This window comes from Catellatospora chokoriensis (genome assembly GCF_011297315.1).
In the GTDB taxonomy this organism is placed as follows: domain Bacteria; phylum Actinomycetota; class Actinomycetes; order Mycobacteriales; family Micromonosporaceae; genus Catellatospora; species Catellatospora citrea.
Map to the genome: position 1 here is coordinate 446,629 of NZ_JAAOTI010000002.1, position 18,592 is coordinate 465,220.

Below are 18,592 nucleotides of genomic sequence, written 5' to 3' on the forward strand. Positions count from 1 at the left end.
TACGGCGGGTTCCTGTTGCAGCTGCGGGTCACGGACGAGCAGGGTTCCCGCCGCTGCCCTGGCGGAGCTGATCTTCGTCGCCGAGAGCGGTGCGCAGGCGCTCTCCTAACTGGAGGCGGGCATCGCGTCGCACAGGGCCTCCAGCGTGCCGGTCCAGGCGCTGTCCGATGGCGCCGCGTAGTTGACCACCAGGCCGTCTCGCGGCGGCTGCGGCGAGACGGCCTCCGGTGTCCGGTGGGCGAACTGTGCCAGGCTGCTGACTGCCAGTCCCAGTCGGGCCGCCTGCTGGACCACCGTGTTCTCGGTGCCGGGTGGCAGGTCGAGCACTGTCTGCAGTCCCGCGGCCATGCCGGCGACCCGGATGCCGGGCGCCCGCTGGTGCAGTGCGTCGACCAGCTGCTCGCGGCGGGGCCGGTAGCGCTGTCGCATCGAGCGCACGTGGCGGTCGTACATGCCTGAGGTGATGAACTCGGCGAGGGTGAGCTGTTCCAGGGTGCTGGTCATGTAGTCGCCGTAGCCCTTGGCCGCCACGATGTCGGGGATCATGTCCGGGGGCGGCACGATCCAGCCCAGCCGCACGCCCGGGGCCAGGGCCTTGCTCGCCGAGCCGAAGTACACCGCTCGTTCGGGGTCCAGCCCTTGCAGGGCGCCGACCGGCTGGCGGTCGTAGCGGAACTCTCCGTCATAGTCGTCCTCCAGTAGCAGGCCTCCGGTGGCACGTGCCCAGTCGGCGGCTGCGGCGCGCCGCTGCGGGGACAGTGCGACGCCGGTGGGGTACTGGTGCGCAGGGGTCAGTAGAACCGCGCCCACCTGCGGCAGCCGGCCCAGGTCGTCGGTGCGCGCCCCGTCCTCGTCGACGGCGAGCGGCGGGGTGTCCAGGCCGGCGTTGGTCAGCAGGTCGCGGTAGAGGTCCAGGCCGTACGCCTCGACGGCCACGGCGGCGATCTGTCGCTTCTTGAGCACCTGGGCGATCAGTGCCAGGCCGTGATGGAAGCCGGAGCACACGACGATGCGATCCGGGTCGGTGTACACGCCGCGGGCCCGCGCTAGGTAGTCGGCGAGCGCCGTCCGCAGCTCGGCGCGCCCGCGCGGGTCGCCGTAGCCGAAGGCGTCGTTCGGAGCTTCGGACAGTGCCCGGCGGGCGGCGGCCAGCCACTGGCCGCGGGGGAAGGTCGCGAGATCGGGTGTGCCCGTGAGCAGCGCGTATCGGGGCCGGCGCGAGGTGGCTCCGGCGCTGAGGGGCGCGGGCGTGGCCGGGGGCGGCTCGGTGCGGTCGGCGACCCGGGTGCCCGAGCCCTGCTGCGCGGTGAGCCAGCCCTCGGCGACCAGCTCGGCGTAGGAGTTGACCACGGTGTTACGGGAGACGCCGAGGTCGGCGGCCAGTGACCGGGAGGCCGGCAACCGGGTGCCCGGCGCGAGGCGGCCCGCGCGCACGGCGTCACGCAGGGCGGTCGTGAGGCCGGCACGCAGCCGGGATCCGTGCAGCTCCAGGTGCAGGTCAGTGCCAGTGATGGGCGACTGCTCGGCAGAATTGGTCTGAGCTTCTGTCACAAGAATGGACCATACTCTGGTACCACTTCCGCCTTACGGTTGTCGGCATGACGATCAACGAAACACCCCCCATGACCCGCCTCGCCGAGCACACCGCCCGCCTGGACTTCGCCAAACTCGCCCCTGAGGCGTTCGCGGCCCTGATCCGCCTGGACGGTGCCGCTCGGCGCGGCCTGGAACCGGCACTGCTGGAACTGGTCAAGATCCGCGCATCACAGCTCAACCACTGTGCGTACTGCCTCGACATGCACAGCAAGGACGCGCTGGCGGCCGGAGAGTCCTTCGAACGGATCATGCAACTGGGCGCGTGGCACGAGTCGCGGCACTTCTACACCGCACGGGAGATCGCGGCCATCGAACTCACCGAGGCCGTCACTGTGATCACCGACGGGTTCGTCCCCGACGCCGTGTACGCCAGGGCCGCCGAGCAGTTCGACGAGACCGAACTCGCCCACCTCATCGCCGCGATCGTGACGATCAACGCGTTCAACCGCATCGGTGTCACCACCCGGTCGGTGCCCGGCCACTACACACCCGCCCGCTGAACCACAGCCGGCCCAACCTCACCTTCCACACCACCAACAGCAACGGTGTCCCGCCGCTCAACCGAGCGGAGGGACACCGGATCCGACAGCCACAGACCCTGGCAACCTCGCCCAGCGCCGATCGCCCACGTCTGATCGAAAACGCGCGACATCCGAACATCTGGAGATCCACGTGAGCACCACCACCTCTTCTGAGCGCAGGCAGACCTTGCTGCGCGCCGCCGATGAGTTCCTGCTCGCCACTGTCCTGGTGTTTCTGGCGGTGACCGTTGTGCGATGGCTACGCGACCCGGCCTCCCCGCTCTACATCGCCGACCTGCGCCGCGCGCTCACCGCCATCGGCACCATCAGCGGAGCCGTCCTGACCGGACTGATCCTCAGCCCGCCCGGAAGACGCAGCGGCGGGCACACCAACCCCGCCGTGACCGTCGGACTGTGGCTCATGGACGCCTTCCCGGGCCGCCGGGTCCTGCCCTACGTAATCGCCCAACTCGCCGGATCTCTGATCGGCACGGCCCTGGCCCGATTGACCTGGGGGGACGTGGTCTCACTGCCGTCGGTCGCATACGCCGCGATCAGGCCCGCCCCCGCCTGGCGACCCGACTCCGTCTTCCTCGCCGAAACCGCCGGCATGTTCGCGCTGACCCTGCTCATCGGACTGTTCGTAGCCCGTCCGCGCCTCATGCGCCTGATGCCCTACGCCATCGGCGCAGCTGTCGCGCTGGTCATCGCCGTGTTCGGACCGCTCAGCGGCGGATCGGTGAACCCGGCTCGCCAGCTCGGCCCCGCCCTGCTCTCCGACCGGACCACCGACCTGGCGATCTACCTGCTCGCGCCCATCCTGGGCGCGGCCCTCGGCGCGGCAGTCCACCACCTGCTCGTGCGCCGCATCCAGCCATACGGACAACCGGCCTGACCGCCAGCGGCCGACGGACCCGCCCCGTCGCCTGAGTCAAGGAAGGTCACGCCTGGTCAACCGGGCGTCCTGCAATCCAACGGGATGGAGAACCCACGTGTTCTACATCATCATGTTCGCCCTATGCGCCCGGCTGCTGCTCACCGTCGGATTCGCCGCCGGACTGTTCTCGACCGTGCCCAGCCTGTGGAGGATGCGCCAGCAGGTCCGGCGCACCGGCTGGTGGCTCACCCACGACTGCTTGACCCGGCAACTCAACCGTGCCGGCCTGCTCATGCTCGAACACGAGCCGCGCTGGCCGGGCTGCAGCATCGTCATGCTCCTCGACGTCGACGAGTTCAAACAGGTCAACGACGGCCACGGCCACGACGTCGGCGATCAGCTCCTACGTGTGATCGGCCAGCGACTGGCTCGCGCTGCCCACCGTCACGGTGGGGTGGCCGCCCGGCTGTCCGGGGACGAGTTCGCACTGGCCCTGCCCGCCCGCGGCGACGTCGCCACCGTGACCGCGACGGTCGTGGCGATGACCGTCGGCCCGATCCACGTCGAGACCGGCAAAGGGCCTGTCGCGCTGCCGACCAGCGTCAGCGCCGGGGCCTGCGTCATCGCACCCGACGATTCGATCGAGCGGGTCGGCCTGCGCCACGCCGACATCGCGATGTACCACGCGAAGAAGCGGAAAGACGGACCCGCATACGCCACCTACAAGCCGGGCATGCAGATGCCGGCCAAGGCGTCGCGGCGCCAGCTGCGCCCGCTCGACACGTTCCGCAACGGTGCTGTCGAACCAAGCCGGGAGCCTGTCGATTGGCCTGGCCCGGCCGACTGAACAACGCAGCACCGCGCACGACCCGGCACGAGACCGCGGTGCTTCCGCATGTCCTGGACATTTGGACTGGCGACGCGGTGCCCACAGGAGACGCTCCACCATGAAGGTGTCGGGATCCGGAACCCCGCAATGATCATCGGATAGCTCAACCGGGATCGATCTCGAAGGGATCGGACCGGTTGAGCTTCGGTGCACGTTACATGGCGAGCCGGGCACCCACGCCCGACCACTGATGGATGACGTCAGGTGTAGATCTCGCCAGGCCGGAGACATCCAGCCTGGCGGACTCCAGGACACGGGCCGTTCCGCTTCAACTGCTGCGGTCCCCGAGTTCTCAACGTCGCGGGCCGAAGGGGATTCGAACCCCCGGTGAGGCTAGGCACGCCAACTGCCCCACACGCCACCCAGTCCCCGCGCGTGCTCGGCATCGGCTGGGGTGGCGCTGCAATAACCCTGCTCTGCCACCGACCCGCAAGGACTATGCCAGCCCAGCGCTCGGCCCGCGACACCAATAAGTCAGCGAAAAGTCAGCGAACCCTACTTCCGCCTCCAGCACGGGGACTGGGGCGTTGGACGGTCGGGAAGGCCGCCGGGTCGCCTGGCCCTGACGGTCCAGCACGGATCGCGCCACCTGCTCGACGGTTCCTGGCGGTGGAACTGGTACTACTCCGACAACCCCGACACCCCGCGCGATACCCCGGCGGAGGAGTGGACCGAGCCGGCACTCGGCGTCAGGCTGCGGGTCCACGTCAGCGGCGACTGGTGGTTCACCGTCGAGCCTGGCGACTGACCCGGCGGCCCGTTCGAGGAAGCGAACGGTGCCGGCCCGGAAGGAGGCGGGGTGCCCGCAGAAGGTGGTCGCGGACGTGCAAACTTTCGGGCGTCCCCGTCGTGAGGAGGGCGAAAGGAGGTGCACAGTGCAAGATTCCGAGGGGGCCGACTTCACGGCATTCGTCGCCGACCGCGCTCACGCCCTGCTGAAGACGGCATACGCCCTGACCGGGGACCGGCACGCCGCCGAGGATCTGGTCCAGGCGGCGCTGGCGAAGGCGTTCGCACGCTGGCGGCGAATCGAGGAGCCCGAACCCTATCTCCACAAGATGATCTACAACGACTTCGTGTCGGGCTGGCGGCACCGGCGCCGCCGACCGGAGGTCGCCATGTCCTGGCTGCCCGAACACGCCGCCGAGGAGCACATGGAGTCGACCACCACGTTGCGCCTGATGATGCGTGAGGCGCTGCTGTCGCTGCCGCCCCGCCAGCGCGCGGTGCTGATCCTGCGGTACTTCGAGGACCTCAGCGTCGAGGAGACCGCGCAGGTCCTGTCGTGCCGCCGCGGGACGGTGGCCAGCCAGGCCAACCGCGCCCTGACCAAACTGCGCGAGCTGGTGCCCGCGCTGGACCTGGCTCCCGATCTCGTGGAAGGGCGACGATGACACGCTTCGGACAGGTCTTCTCCGACACGATCGAGGAGATGACCGAGGAGATGACGGGGCCGCCTGCGGGCCTGGCCGGGGTCGCGATGGCGCGTGGCCGGCGCTTGCGCCAGCGGCGGCGGCTCGCCGCCGGTGGCGGTGCGCTGCTGGTGTGCGCAGTGCTCGCGCTACCGTGGCTGGTTCTGTCGCCGGCTGCGGACGAGCCCCAGCCCGGGTCGCCGGCGGGGGTGACCGAGACCGGTCCGCCATCGGACACCGGCCTGGCCGGCGGTTGGGTCATCGTCGGCAACGGAAGTCGCGTCCTCGACCGCTCCACCGGGAAGCTCGTGGCCATGACCGGTTCGATCCTGCCCGCACCGGCCGGTGGCCGGGTCCTGATCGAGGAGCCCGGCGGCGGGCTGCGGATCACCGACGTGAACGGCTCGCAGCCGGTCGCCGTCGACCCCACCGACCTCGGCGGCGCCTACCAGTGGTCGCCCACGGGCGAGCGGCTCGTGGGCCGGATATCGCAGAAGGAACCGTTCCGCATCGGCTTCGCCGTCATCGACGCCCGGACGGGCGCGGTGACCAAACGCTGGATCGACCACAGCGCGTACGGCTGCAGCCGGTGCTCGTTCAGCTGGACCCGGGACGGGCGCGAGATCGTCATGGCGGTCGCCGACCGGTCCGGCGGCGAGGCCGCGGAGCTGGTGAGCCGCTTGCAGTTGTTCGATGCCGCCACGGGGGCGCCGACCCGTTCGCTCGCGGTCACGGCGATGCCGTCGGGTCCGTTCTCCTGGTCGCCGGACGGGCGGTATGTCATCGCCGACGTGGATGTCCTGGTGGGCCGGTGGCAGATCGTGGAACTCGCCACGGGCCAGGCGCGCCCGTTCCCGTACGACGCTGTCTGGGCGACCGGCGACCGGCTCCTGGCCACCGCCGACGGCGAGCTGCTTACGTTGAGTCCCGACGGAGCGGTGCTGTCCACGGTCCGGATCAATCCCTCCGGTGTACGGGATGTGATCACTGTGGGCCCACCGGCCTGACCCGTACGACGCCGCCGACGCCGGTCCTTCGCCGGCGTCGGCGGCCGTGCCTGCCTGGACCTGAGGGTGAAAGAGTCTGCGCTCATCATGACAACCTGGACTTGTCACCTACGGTAGGGGAAACTGCACTGGTAGTGAAAATGATTGTCACTATCCTTGACTTCCGAAGGGGTGAAGCACGGGACGGCCGTCACGCGGTCGCCGGCCGGAATGCTGCCATCGCGCCCTCGGGAAAGGGGGCTGTGCCGTGGTGGACTCACCGGATCCGGAAGCTGCGAGAGCCGAAGCCGGCGAACCGGCGACTGGCTGGATCGTGGTCAGTGGAGAGCGGGTCGTCGTCGGCGACGAGGTGACGGTCGACCTGGGCGCGCCGGTGCTCGCGGTCGTCGACGACGTCGACGTCGTTCTCGGGCTGCCGCTCGTGCGGATCCGCGAAGGCGCCGCAGCCGACGAGGTGATGGTCATGACTCCCGGGCAGATCATGGGCCTGGCCGCCGAGCGCCGGTGGGACGGCGGGCGCCGATCGCGCCGCTGACCCGGTTGGACCTATGGGCAGATCGGCAGGATGCGGCCGCGGCGCGAGCCGGCGTACCGCCGAACGGCGTTCACGGGTGAACGCCGGCCAGGCGTGTCGCGCCGCGCACCGCGCGGGCGTGTTCGACGAGGGCGATCAGGACCTGCTTGCCGGACTGCCGGGACCGGGCGTCGCAGAGCACCACCGGCACGTGCGGATCGAGGTCGAGGGCTTGTTTGACCTCGTCGGGCTGGTACTGCTTCGTGGCATCGTCGAAGCAGTTCACGGCCACGATGAAGGGGGTGCCTCGGCGCTCGAAGTAGTCGACCGACGGGAAGCAGTCGGCCAGCCGACGGGTGTCGGCCAGCACGACCGCGCCGAGCGCGCCGAGGGCGAGGTCGTCCCACACGAACCAGAACCGGTCCTGCCCCGGGGCGCCGAACAGGTAGAACACCAGGTCGTCATTGATCGTGATGCGGCCGAAGTCCATCGCGACCGTGGTGGTGTTCTTCAGCTCGACGCCGTCGAGGTCGTCGATGCTGAGGCCTTCGTTGGTGAGGTACTCCTCGGTCCGCAGCGGGGTGATCTCGCTGACCGCGCCGACCAGGGTGGTCTTGCCGACACCGAACCCGCCCGCGATGAGGATCTTGACCGCGAGGGGCACCCTGGCGGTGGGTCGGTTGTCAGAGAGCTCGTAATCCATCCAGCATCGCCTCGTATATCGCGTCGTTGTAGGGCAGGTCGTCGATGGGCTGGGCATGGTGCACGGTGATCAGTTCGGCCTGCAGCAGGTCGCCGAGCAGCACCCGGACTATGTTGATCGACAAGTCGAGGTGCGCGGCGATCTCGGCGACGGACAGCCGCTGCTGGCTCATCCTGACGATCGCGAGCTGTTCGGGGCTGCGGCCGGGGCTCAAGGCGGTGATCGGCTGCGTCGCCGCCACGAGCGACACGAGGTCGAAGGTGCCTTTCGCGGGCCGGGTGCGTCCCGAGGTCAGCGCGTAGGGCCGCACGACCGGCCCGGCCTCCTCATCGACCCAGGTGTCGTCGTCTGTCGGTTCAGGAAACGGCATCGGCTACTGCTCGGCGGCGGCTGCGGCGACGGTCCGGGCAGGGCTGGTGAGGAACTGGCCGACGCGCGTGACGAGCATGGCCATCTCGTAGGCGACCAGTCCGACGTCGGCCTCGGTCTCGGCCTGTACCGCCAGGCAGGCGCCTTTGCCGGCGGCGATGACGAACAGGTACGCCTGGTCCAGTTCGACGATGGTCTGCCGGACCGTTCCGGCGTCGATCTGGCGGCCCACGCCGCGGGCCAGGCTCTGGAAGCCCGCGGCTGCGGCGGCGATGTGCTCGGCGTCCTCGCGGTCGAAGCCACGGGATGCCGCCATGAGCAGGCCGTCGGCCGACAGGACGATGCCGCGCTGGACGTGGGCGACGCGATCGACCATGTCGTCCAACAACCAAGCGAGGTCGCGGGTGGTGCTGCTGTGCTGAGTCACTGCTCGTCCTTCCTGGGCGCTGCCGGGATGGCCGCCGGTGACTGCTGGTCGTTTCGCTGGGCGTCGTGCCGTCCGGTGTACTCGTCGGTCGTGGCGGCGTCGCTGCGGCCGAGCCGAGTGCCGAGCTGGAACGAGCTCATCGCGGCTCTCACCTGTTCGGGGTCGCGGGTGCGGATTTCTTCGGTCGGTTCGCCGTCGGGTTCGGGCAGCGCGTCACGCAGCTGGGGCGCGATGCTGGCCTGGCGCACCCGTGCGGGCAGGCCGGTCGGGGCGTGCATCGCCGGGGCGGTCGATGGACTGGTATCGGTTCTTCTGCGGGGCATCACGGGGTGCGCCGAGCCAGTCACTGCGGCGGTGGCAGGTTGCGGCAGTGCTCCCAGGTCCAGCTGGTCGGCGATAGCCCGGGGGTGTGGCACGCTACGGCGCGCCGGCGCGCCGGTGGCTGCGAGTTCTTCATCGGGCGCCTCGACGACGAGCGAGGCGGGGATCAGGACGATGGCCACGGTGCCGCCGTATGGCGAGTGGCGCAGGTGGACCTTGATTCCGTGGCGCTGTGCCAGCTTGGCGACGACGTAGTGACCGAGCCGCGACGGGTCGGCGAGGCTGAAGTCCGGAGGCTCGGCCAGCTGCTGGTTCGCGACGGCCAGATCGTCATCGGTCATGCCCAGCCCACGGTCTTCGACCTCGACGACGAAACCGTTCGCCACCGCCTGTCCGCCGACGTTGACCGTCGTGTACGGCGGGGAGAACGACACCGCGTTCTCGATGAGCTCGGCGAGCAGATGGATGACGTCACCGACTGCCCGCCCGGCCAGCGCACCGGCGTCCACGGGCAGCAGGCTGACCCGGGTGTAGTCCTCGACCTCGGCGAGGGCGCCGCGGACGACGTCGATCAGCGGCACGGGCAGCCGCCATGTCCGCCCGGCGGTGGCACCGGACAGCACGATGAGATTCTCGGCGTTGCGGCGCATCCGGGTGGCGAGGTGGTCGAGACGGAACAGGTCGTCCATCTCCTCGGGGTCGCTCTCGCGCCGCTCCATGGTGTCGAGCAGGCCGAGCTGCTTGTGGACCAGGTTCTGGGTGCGCCGGGCTAGGTTGAGGAACACGTCGCGTACACCGCGGCGCAGGTCGGCCTGCTGGACCGCGGCTTCGATGGCCGTCTGCTGGACGGCGTTGAACGCCTGCCCGACCTGCCCGATCTCATCGTTGCCGAAGCTCAGCGGGGGTGCCTCGGCGGCGACGTCGACCTGCTCCCCGGTGCTGAGCCGCTGCACGACGCGCGGCAGGCGGTTGTCGGCCAGGTCACGGGCGGCTTCGCGTAGTTTCTCCAGCTGGGCGACCAGTGCCCGGGCGGTGGTGACGGAGATGATGACGGCGGTGATGACCGCGATCAGCCCGAGGCCGCCGGCGAGGATCAGGCGCACGATGACGCCGATCGCCGCCGGGGTGACGCGTTGCAGGGTCTTGTCGGCCGCGGCCAGTTCCATCTCGCGCAGTGCCTGGATCGCCGGAGCGCTGGCGGAGGCCCACGTGTCGGCGGTGATAGGGGGCTTCTCGCCGGCCCGGGCGTTGGCCAGCAACTGGTCCTCGAGACGGCGCAGGTTTGCCACGGCCGGCCCGGCGACCGCCTGCTCGTACAGGGCGAGGGAGTCCGGTGGCAACTCGGCGGCGGTGCTGCTGTACAGGAAGCGCTGTGCGCCGACCAGTTTGGTCAGCTCGACGACGTCGGTGCCGCTGAGGGATTCGGCGCTCAGCGCGCCGGCGAGCAGGGCGTCCTCCTGGGCCAGGAGCTCCCGGCCGCGGGTGAGCGTGATCAGCGCCCGGGACTCCTTGGCGATCTCCTGGTCGTCGAAGGCGGAGACGGAGGCGTAGATCCGGAACCCGCTGTCGATCATCGAGGTGTAGTTGGCCAGCACCTCCGGCCGGCTGATCTTCGCGGAGTCGACGTCGGTCCGCAGGGCGGTGAGCCGGTCCAGGTCGGCGGCGGCCAGGCCGATGTTGTTCAGCAGCTGCTGGCTGGCGGCGGTGTCGACGTCACCGGTCAGGCTCCGCCAGCCGGTCAGCGCGGTGTCGGTGCGGGTGCGGCTTTCGGTGAGTTCCTGGCGGTTGGCGGCGGTGTCGCCTGCGCCGAGCGCCGACACTGACAGCTTGCGTTCGTGCTGCAGGGCTCCGATGAGAGCTTCGGTGGGACGCCCGACATTGGTGTCCAACGTGCTGACGAAAAGTAGGTTGAGACCTTCGCGGAGCGTGACGACGGCGGCGAACACCCACAGCGCGGTCATGGACACCAGAAGCGCCACGACCTTAGTTCGCACGTGGGAGCTGCGGGATTTCATGATGCTGGCCCCCTGACCCTTGCTGACCTTCCGGACGGCCGCAAGCGTCCGGGCGCGCCAGGCCGCCATCCACAATGGATCGGCGGTAGGGTCAGTAAGTTATCAGCCGAGGACGGACCGCTCAAGCTATGACATAAGACACTTTCACCTCGGTTTCGTTAATACGCGTTAGATGCGGTCGCACGTGGTGGGCGTGCTCCGGCGCGGGGCGCTCGCTGAGCACCGAGATCAGGTACTGGTGGGGAACCTCCGACAGGCGCTGGCGCGCCGCGGATTCCGGGAGCACGCGCAGCGCCAGCCGTGCCTGGCGTGCCTCATGTGCGGCGGCGGCGATCACCGGGCCGGTGCCGACGGTGCGCGCGGCCTTGGCGACGGCGGCCAGCGCGGCCGCGTCCGCGTCCGGGGACAGCGGCCGCGCCAGCTCGGGTCCGTGGCTGGCCGCGGCGTGTATGACCGCGAGGGTGTACACGCCGTTGCGCAAGTCCTGGCCGACGGGCTTGCCCCACAACAGGTCGGTGGACAGCAGGTCCATCAGGTCGTCGAGGATCTGCAGCAGCATGCCGAAATGATGGCCGTACCTGCCCAGCGCCGCGGCCGTGGCCGGCGGCAGGCCCGCGGCGCGGGCGCCCACGTGCCCGGCGGCGGCGAACAGGGCCGCCGTCTTGCCGGCGATGACGGTCCGGTAGTCGCGTGCGGTGCCGAGTCGATGCGTGCCGACCAGTTCCCTGGCTTGCCCGCCGCACATGGCCCGGTAGGCCTTCTGCCACTGCGCCGCCGCATCCAGAGACACCTCCGCGGCCAGGCGGCCACCCGCCGCGGCCAGGTGGTCGCCCACCAGCAGCGCGGCGGCCGCGCCGTACGTGGCGTGCACCGCCGCCAGGCCGCCACGGGTCGGGGACCCGTCCATGATGTCGTCGTGCACCAGTGAGCTCAGATGCAGTAGTTCCACGGCGGCGGCACATCGCGCGACGTCGTCGCCGGCGGGCGCGTCGCCGCACGCCGCTGCGGCATGGACCAGCGCAGGGCGCAGCTGTTTGGCGGGTCGCGACAGCAGGCCGGCGACGGCCTCGTCCAGCCATGCGACGTCGGAGGCGGCGGCGGTCCGCAGATGGTCGTGCACCCGCTGTCGGCTATGGGGGTCGAGCGTGATCGCGGCGATGGCGGGGGAAACGGTCATCTGGTCCCTCTCCGTTTTGCGGAACCCACTGCAAGAGCGTGCAAGTGAGTGAAGGAAAACACGGGATCCTTCACTCATCCGTCGCCAAATGTCTTGCATACTACCGACCGTAGATAGATCATTACAGTAGGTCCAATCAGGTCACCGGCCCCCCGTGGCCGCACCACCCGGGAGTCGCGATGACCAGCCTGCTCAACCGTGCCAACCGCCTGCTCGCCGAAGTCGCAGCCGATGAATGGGGCAGCGTCGCAGTGTCCCTGTACGACACTGCAAGACTCATCACCCAGGCGCCATGGCTGGCCGGACACCACGCCCGCGTCGACTACCTCTGCGACACCCAGGGCCACGACGGAGGCTGGGGACAGCCCGACGGCTACCGGCTCGTGCCGACGCTGGCCGCCACGGCCGCACTCATGACCCACCAGCGGACCCAGACCACCATCGCGCCGCCAACCCGCGTCGCCGCCGCCACGGCCGCAGGACTCGACGCGCTGCGGCGCTGGCTGCATCCCGCCAATCACCTCACCGTCGCCGACACCATCGGCGTCGAGATCATCGTCCCTGCCCTCACCGACGAGATCAACGCGCTGCTCGCCGACGCCCCCGACCTCAGCCCTCCGCTGCCCCTGCCCGACGGGTTCGACCACGGCATCCTCACTGCCCTGCGGGAACGATCGAGGCGGGGCACCCTGTCCCAGCGGGCCTGGGCCTGCCTGGAAGTCCTGCACATGACCCCGCAGGCACCCGGCGTGCAGCCGGTCGGCGGCGCCGTCGCAGCCTCCGCCGCCGCCACCGCGGCCTGGGTGGGCGGCCCGGACGGCGACCCGACCGCTGTCGACTTCCTGCACCGGCTGCAGGCCCGAGGCGGGGGACCGGTCCCCGGCGTCACCCCGATCAGCTACTTCGAGCCGGCCTGGATCCTCAACACCTTCGCCGCCGCCGGGCTGCAGGCAACCGTCCCGGCGACGGTGCTGGACCGCCTCGAAGCCGGACTCGACCCCACCGGCGCACCCGCCGCGCCCGGCCTGCCCGCCGACGCCGACGACACCGCGGCGGTCCTCGCCGCGCTGCTGCGCCACGGCCGGATCCACGCCCCCGACGCGCTGCTGCGCTACCACACCGGCGACCACTTCGCCTGCTTCCTCGACGAACGGAACCCGTCGGTCAGTACCAACGCCCACGTCCTGGAAACCCTCGCCCTCTACCTACGCGAGCGCCCCGCCGACGGCGCCCGCTTCGCCGGCCCGGCCACCGATGCCGCCGACTGGCTGATCCACCAGCAGCAGCCGGACGGCAGCTGGGAGGACAAGTGGCACGCCTCCCGCTACTACGCCACGGCCTGCACCGCACTCGCGCTGGCACTGCACGCCGCACCGACCACCCACCGGGCCCTCGAGCGCGCCACGGCGTGGGTGCTCGACACCCAACGCGAGGACGGCTCCTGGGGACGCTGGACCGGCACCGTGGAGGAGACCGCGTACGCCGTGCACACCCTCCTGCACGCCCGGCCCGACGGCACCGTGCAGCTGGCGGTCAAACGAGCCTGCGCCTACCTCACCGGCGCCGCCCCGGGCCACCACCCCCCGCTCTGGCACGCCAAAGACCTCTACACCCCCGTCGCCGTCGTCCACGCCGCACAACTGGCCGCCCTGCACATCGGCGAACACATCACCGGCGCGTGAGCCCGCCCGGCTCAGGCCGCCGGGTCCAGCACCATCCGGGCCCGCTGCCGAGGCCGCAGGCTGGCCGTCGCCCGCGGTCGCAACGACACCTCGCCCGCCACCCGCGGCCGGAACCGGCTGAGCATCCCGGCCACGATCAGCTGCGCCTCGACCGTGAAGAAATGACTGCCCAGACACTGGTGCACCCCGGCACCGAACGGGAAGTACGCGAACCGGTGCCGCCGCTGCTCGCGATCCGGCGAGAACCGCTGCGGCCGGAACGCCTCCGGCTCGTCCCAGAACTGCGGGACCCGGTGCGTCAGGTACGGGCTCAGCAGGACGGTCGTCCCCGCACTCAGCCGCGTGCCGGCGAGCTCGTCAGGTTGCGCCAGAGTCCGTGGCACGACCCAGCCGACCGGGTACAGCCGCAGCGCCTCCTGCAGCACCATCCGGGTGAACACGAGGCCCGGCAGGTGCTGCGGCGCGGCGGGCCCGTCACCGACCACGTCGGCGACCTCGGCCACGACCTGCTCGCGCACCTCGGGGTGCTCCTGCAGCAGCAGCCACAACCAGGTCAGTGCCAACCCCGTGGTCTCGGTGCCCGCGACGAACATCGACACGACGTCGTCCCGCACCCGCTTGTCGTCCAGCAACTGCCCGTCCTCGCCGACCGTGCGGGCCAGCACGGCGACCAGATCGTCGCCGCGGCTGCCCTCGGCCCGGCAGGCCCTGATCCGGGGATAGATCAACTCGTCTACCGTCCGCACCGCCCGGGCGAAGGGCCGATCGCCCGGCATCGGCACCGCATCGGGCACGAACGGCATGAGCATCCGCGAACCCAGCGACGTGAACGCGGCGGTGATCGCCTGCCCGAGCCGCTCCGCCTCGGCGAAGGTGATCCGATCGCTGAACAGGACCCGGATCAGCACCCGGTGTGCGATGGCAGTCATCTCGTCGACCAGGTCCACCTCGCGCCCGCGGGCCGCACGCTCCTGTAACACCGACAGCGACTCGGTGACGGCGTCGGCCATCGTCCCGAACAGCCCGCCGAGATTCCTCGCGGTGAACATCGGCTGCAGAATATGTCGGCTGACCTGCCAGGACGGGCCCTCGCCGGCGATGCCGTCGCCTTCGAGCCGCTGCAGCGGCTTCCACATCATGCCCTCGCGCCGGTAGAGGTCCGGGCGGCGCAGCACGTGCTGCACATGATCCGGATGCGTCACCAGATAGGGCCTCGTCAAGCCGAGGTTGAGCCGAGCAAGCCGACCGTCGGCCGCTCGGCCGATCCGCTCGAAACCACCGAGCGGGTCACGTGCCAGCGGCACCAGCGTGCGTCGCAGGGACACCTGCGCCACGCCCGGCGGTGCGGTCCCGGCCGACTCCTCGTACACCTCGGCAGACGTCATACGTTCCTCATCTCAGATCGGTGACCCGGTACATGCCGATCGACAGCCGCAACAGCCGCTTCAGCGTGCCCGCCGCAAACACCAGGCCGGTACGCCCCCGATCAGGGGCCGATAGCCCCGCCAGCAGCGTGTCGTGCGCCGCGACGTAGGCGCGGATCCGTGCCTGGATCAGCCGCCGCGTCACGGGTTTCCCGGCCGGGGAGCGCAGCATCAGCGCGTTGAGCGACACCTCCGCCCGGTCCCGCCCCACACTCCGCAGGTCGTTGGCCAGCCGCACGGCGCCGGCGGCATACCGCAAGGGGGCCTCCAAGCGGTCCAGGGCCTCGCCGGACAAGGCATCGTCGAGCACCGCCGCCATGGCGACGAACGCGAAGCTGCGGTAGTTCACCGTGGCCGCCGCGACACGCAGGTAGTCGTCGAGATCGGGTGCGGGCTCGGCCCCCTCGGCCACCGCACGCCCCAGGGCGGCATGTTCGATGCCCGCGGCGACCGCCTCGTCGACCGCGGCAGAAAACCGGCGCGCGACCACGGTCTGGCGCAGATGATGCAGCGCTGCCGCGGTGGATGCCAGCTCGCCTACGAACTCGCCGCTCAGCTCGTCCGACCGGGCCTGCGACGCGGCGCTCACCTGCTGGGCGAGTGTGGCCAGGTCGGCCGGTGATGCCTCCCGCGCGTCGAGGCGATCGTCGAGCAGCACGGACCACAGCGCATAGCGCACAGGAAGGACCAGCCTGTCGACAGGCGCACCAGGCGCGCTGGCCGCGACCACGCCGGCGATACGGGCACACATCCCGCGGTCTGGTCGCTGTGCCGCCGGCCAGTGCCGCAACGCGGCGAACCGCAGCCGCGCGAGCGCCGACCCCGCGGCAACCGCTCCCCACTCGGCCGTAAGCGGCTTCAACTGTGCTTCTCCCCGCCAATGACGACTGACCGGTGTCCTGGCGATCATATGGTGAGATCATCGCCTATGGGTGTGTAGGTGGCGCCTGATCTTTGGGCCGCGTCGCGGTGAGGCTGTCGAGCATACGCCGCGACCGACCACTCCGGACACCGCGCCGCAGTCGACGGATTCAGGCGTCAGTGCGCTGTGGCACCAGGGCGTCCACGCCGACGGCGTCGGCGATCGCCCGGCGTCGGCCCGGGCCACATCGACAACGGCGTCGAAGACGCCAGTCATGATGGCTGGAATCCGGTTCGGATTCTGCGGGTATGGTCCACCATCAGCTACAGCAGGTCAGAGCCCTTCTTCGGAAGGGCTTTCGCCGTCTTCCGGGTCGTCATCGTGGTCCGAAGTCAGCGAAGGCACCGCGGACGCGGCCGTCATGCTCGCCCGAGTGATGCGTGTGCCGGTTGAGCGTTGTCGAGGCCTGCTTTCGTTCACCGGCACGCCGCTGGGGATCAGCCAAGTGGCTTGAGAGTGCCGGAGATCGTGGAACCTCAGACCGCCGGTTGCGTGCTTGGCGACCAGGGCGACAGCGTCGGCGCGAGTGGTGGCGTCAGCGGGCAGGGGCAGGCCTGCCCGACCGAGGAGATCCCGAAGCTCCGTACTCCGTGGAGACTGCTGCGCGGTCTCCACCACACCGTCAGAGCATCACGCAGGCACTATTCGTCTCCGGGCTTGGACGTCGTGTGCTGCTCAGGCTTGCCCCAGATCGGACTCTCTGGCCCTGGCCGGCCGATCGAGGTGGCCAGATCGATGCTGCCGGGCAAGAGATGGCGCCGTGCGGTGTTGATGAAAGCGAGATGCTTGGCTTCGAGCCCCGCCTGCATCCGAAGCCAGTTATCGACGCCGAGCTTGCCAGCCTCAAGTTCTGCCTCGATGAACCAGAACTCGGCGTCTACCGCGTCACCTGCCTGTACCAGCTTCGGCGTACCCACCAGACGAAGCATGTTCATGGCCCGGTTCCAGCTCGGCCAGTCAATCTCTGGGACCTTCGAGTGCCGCGCCCAGAAGCTGAACTCATCGTGAATCTTGGCGTAGCTGGCGAGGACGTCACCGCACGCGTCGCGGCATGCCCCTCTCGCCCAGTTCCGCTCCTGTGAGCGGTTGCCGATGCGGCTCCCCGTGAGTACGCCCACAATGGTGGCCAGGGCGCCGATTGCCGGCCCGATGAGGCTCCATATGCCCGTCATCGGCCAAGTCTCACGGACACATGCAACTGTCGAACTGAGGAGCGGCGCTCGGCCTTGCCTCCCGCCCTCTGGCCGTTGTCCGGTCGCCAGAATCAGCCTGAAGTCGCGGGCAACCTTGCATGCCCTTCGACCGTGGTAGGACCGTGACGAACCGAATCAAGGCACCGCATGGTGCCGACGCGGCGTACACGGCATTCGTCGAGGCCGCCTGGCAGCGCCAACTGCGATTCGCTCTGCTCCTGACCGGCGATCGGTGGCAGGCGGAGGAGCTGCTCCAGGACAGCCTCGTGCGGATCTACGAGCGGTGGCGTCGGTTGTCGAGTGCCGACGACCTCCAGGCATACCTGCGCAAGGTGCTCGTGAACAACCACACTTCGATCTGGCGGCGGCGACGGCGCGAAAGCCTGGTCGCCGCCGTGCCCGAGCGGTCCGCGCCGGACAGGTCAGTGAGCGCCGACGCGCTTGTGCTACGTGACGCCCTGCGGGCGCTGCCGCCGCGCCAGCGCGCTGTCGTGGTGCTGCGTCATTACGAGGACCTGCCCGAACGGGAGGTCGCGGCGGTGCTCGGCTGCAGTCTGGGCACCGTCAAGAGCCAGCATGCCAAGGCCCTGGCCAAGCTCCGTCATCTCGTCGGCGACGCCGGCGAGTACCACCTGGTACACGGAAGAAGCAGGTGAAACACGTGAACTACTTCGACAGGCAGCTGACCGAAGGGCTGCACGAGCTGGCCGCCGCCGAGTCGCTCTCCGCCGCGCCGACGCGGCAGCTGCTCGACCGCGGCCGGCGGGCACGCCAGCGCCGGGCCGCGTCGCTCGCCGGAACCTCGTTCGCGGTCGTGGCGCTCGGCGCGGTCGCCGCGGTCGTGATCGCCGGGACGCCGTCCACCGCACCCGGCGGCCCGGTCGGGCCGGACGCTGCGGCGACGTCGGCCACCGTGACCGACCCGCGGCTGGAGCTGGTCGCCGCCATCGCCAACAGCCAGCACCTCAGCTTCCGGCTGAAGACGACGACGACCGACCAGAAGGGCGACGGGAAGACGACGGTCCCGGCGTACACGATGGTCACCGAGACGGCGTTCGACCCGGCCACCGCCACCGGATACGTCCGGAGCGAGGACGGCTTCGAGTACCGCCTGGTCAACGGTGTGCTCTACATGACCGACGGCGGACAGTGGTTGCGCGATTCCGGCACCTACACCTCACTGAACATGAACGAGGACAAGCTGCGCGGCGCGTTCGTCGAGTCCGCCGACTCGCAGCAGCTGTTCTCGGCGCTGCGCAGCGGCGGCAAGGTCGACAAGACGGGTGCGGACACCTACCACTTCGCCGTGACGAGCAGCAAGCACGAGGGAACTGTCACCTTCACGGGCGACATCGTCGTCGGCGCGGACAAGCGGATCGTGAAGGTGGCCTACGACTGGCGGCTGGACTACGGGCTGGGCGGCTTCAAGAAGTCCAAGGTCGTCCTGGAGTACTCCGGCTACGGCGAGCCGGTGGCCGTCGAAGCACCGTCGAACCCGGTCCCGGTCTCGGCCGGCTGACCTCCACTTCAGATAGTCGCCGAA

The 18,592-nt window shown here is 70.1% G+C and carries 18 protein-coding genes and 1 tRNA gene; 9 read left to right on the plus strand and 10 right to left on the minus strand.

The features are described 5' to 3' along the window. Positions 1-105: 105 nt before the first annotated feature. On the minus strand, positions 106-1,551 hold the full coding sequence (gene pdxR / locus HAV39_RS04685) for a MocR-like pyridoxine biosynthesis transcription factor PdxR (protein ID WP_244958740.1): 1,446 nt from the start codon (positions 1,549-1,551) through the stop codon (positions 106-108). Positions 1,552-1,598: 47 nt separating this feature from the next. On the opposite strand from pdxR, the gene HAV39_RS04690 reads away from it, so the two are divergent. The 3 genes from HAV39_RS04690 (at position 1,599) to HAV39_RS04700 (ending at position 3,841) form a co-directional block, all read left to right on the plus strand. Beyond that, the gene (locus HAV39_RS04690) at positions 1,599-2,096 is read left to right on the plus strand and encodes a carboxymuconolactone decarboxylase family protein (RefSeq protein WP_191837894.1); all 498 of its coding nucleotides are present in this window, start codon (positions 1,599-1,601) and stop codon (positions 2,094-2,096) included. A gap of 172 nt (positions 2,097-2,268) precedes the next feature. After that, positions 2,269-3,012 (plus strand): MIP/aquaporin family protein, encoded by a 744-nt coding sequence (locus HAV39_RS04695; protein WP_203736665.1) that lies wholly within the window; start codon positions 2,269-2,271, stop codon positions 3,010-3,012. A gap of 97 nt (positions 3,013-3,109) precedes the next feature. Continuing rightward, entirely contained in the window at positions 3,110-3,841 is a 732-nt protein-coding gene (locus HAV39_RS04700) for a diguanylate cyclase domain-containing protein (protein WP_191837895.1), read from the plus strand. A 343-nt stretch (positions 3,842-4,184) separates the two neighbouring features. On the opposite strand, the gene HAV39_RS04705 is transcribed toward HAV39_RS04700, so the two are convergent. Next, positions 4,185-4,312: transfer RNA gene (locus HAV39_RS04705), tRNA-OTHER, on the minus strand. A gap of 446 nt (positions 4,313-4,758) precedes the next feature. Here HAV39_RS04705 and HAV39_RS04710 point away from each other — a divergent pair. The 3 genes from HAV39_RS04710 (at position 4,759) to HAV39_RS04720 (ending at position 6,837) form a co-directional block, all read left to right on the plus strand. Beyond that, the gene (locus HAV39_RS04710) at positions 4,759-5,277 is read left to right on the plus strand and encodes a SigE family RNA polymerase sigma factor (protein WP_191837896.1); all 519 of its coding nucleotides are present in this window, start codon (positions 4,759-4,761) and stop codon (positions 5,275-5,277) included. Then, entirely contained in the window at positions 5,274-6,302 is a 1,029-nt protein-coding gene (locus tag HAV39_RS04715; RefSeq protein WP_191837897.1) for a TolB family protein, read from the plus strand. Before HAV39_RS04710 ends, HAV39_RS04715 begins: the two co-directional genes overlap by 4 nt. A gap of 313 nt (positions 6,303-6,615) precedes the next feature. Further along, on the plus strand, positions 6,616-6,837 hold the full coding sequence (locus tag HAV39_RS04720; RefSeq protein ID WP_191837898.1) for a hypothetical protein: 222 nt from the start codon (positions 6,616-6,618) through the stop codon (positions 6,835-6,837). A gap of 70 nt (positions 6,838-6,907) precedes the next feature. Here the strand turns inward: HAV39_RS04720 and HAV39_RS04725 are convergent, their stop codons facing one another. The 5 genes from HAV39_RS04725 to HAV39_RS04745 all read right to left on the minus strand — a co-directional run bounded on the left by HAV39_RS04725 (position 6,908) and on the right by HAV39_RS04745 (position 11,828). Continuing rightward, entirely contained in the window at positions 6,908-7,519 is a 612-nt protein-coding gene (locus HAV39_RS04725; RefSeq protein ID WP_191837899.1) for a GTP-binding protein, read from the minus strand. Beyond that, positions 7,500-7,889 carry a DUF742 domain-containing protein gene (locus HAV39_RS04730; RefSeq protein WP_191837900.1) on the minus strand — a complete coding sequence of 130 codons (390 nt, stop codon included), beginning with the start codon at positions 7,887-7,889 and terminating at the stop codon, positions 7,500-7,502. Before HAV39_RS04730 ends, HAV39_RS04725 begins: the two co-directional genes overlap by 20 nt. 3 nt (positions 7,890-7,892) lie before the next feature. After that, positions 7,893-8,315, minus strand: coding sequence for a roadblock/LC7 domain-containing protein (locus tag HAV39_RS04735; protein WP_191837901.1), 423 nt, complete (start codon positions 8,313-8,315; stop codon positions 7,893-7,895). Continuing rightward, complete coding sequence (locus tag HAV39_RS04740; RefSeq protein ID WP_239120948.1) at positions 8,312-10,615, minus strand: sensor histidine kinase; 2,304 nt, start codon at positions 10,613-10,615, stop codon at positions 8,312-8,314. The genes HAV39_RS04735 and HAV39_RS04740 overlap by 4 nt, the downstream gene beginning before the upstream one ends. Before the next feature lie 157 nt (positions 10,616-10,772). Continuing rightward, positions 10,773-11,828, minus strand: a complete 1,056-nt coding sequence (locus tag HAV39_RS04745) for a polyprenyl synthetase family protein (RefSeq protein ID WP_191837902.1) — start codon at positions 11,826-11,828, stop codon at positions 10,773-10,775. Positions 11,829-12,007: 179 nt separating this feature from the next. Between HAV39_RS04745 and HAV39_RS04750 the strand changes: the two genes are divergently transcribed. Next, complete coding sequence (locus HAV39_RS04750) at positions 12,008-13,510, plus strand: prenyltransferase/squalene oxidase repeat-containing protein (protein ID WP_191837903.1); 1,503 nt, start codon at positions 12,008-12,010, stop codon at positions 13,508-13,510. A gap of 11 nt (positions 13,511-13,521) precedes the next feature. Here HAV39_RS04750 and HAV39_RS04755 read toward each other — a convergent pair whose 3' ends face one another. The 3 genes from HAV39_RS04755 to HAV39_RS04765 form a co-directional block, all read right to left on the minus strand. Then, positions 13,522-14,895, minus strand: coding sequence for a cytochrome P450 (locus tag HAV39_RS04755; RefSeq protein ID WP_191837904.1), 1,374 nt, complete (start codon positions 14,893-14,895; stop codon positions 13,522-13,524). 7 nt (positions 14,896-14,902) lie between these two features. Continuing rightward, positions 14,903-15,844, minus strand: a complete 942-nt coding sequence (locus HAV39_RS04760) for a terpene synthase family protein (protein ID WP_191837905.1) — start codon at positions 15,842-15,844, stop codon at positions 14,903-14,905. 653 nt (positions 15,845-16,497) lie between these two features. After that, positions 16,498-17,028, minus strand: a complete 531-nt coding sequence (locus HAV39_RS04765) for a hypothetical protein (RefSeq protein ID WP_191837906.1) — start codon at positions 17,026-17,028, stop codon at positions 16,498-16,500. Positions 17,029-17,171: 143 nt separating this feature from the next. Here HAV39_RS04765 and HAV39_RS04770 point away from each other — a divergent pair, with 143 nt between their 5' ends. Then, positions 17,172-17,705 (plus strand): SigE family RNA polymerase sigma factor, encoded by a 534-nt coding sequence (locus tag HAV39_RS04770; protein WP_239120947.1) that lies wholly within the window; start codon positions 17,172-17,174, stop codon positions 17,703-17,705. Between the two features lie 5 nt (positions 17,706-17,710). Continuing rightward, a complete protein-coding gene (locus tag HAV39_RS04775) occupies positions 17,711-18,568 on the plus strand; it encodes a hypothetical protein (protein ID WP_191837908.1) in 858 nt (285 codons plus the stop codon). The last annotated feature ends 24 nt before the right edge of the window (positions 18,569-18,592 follow it).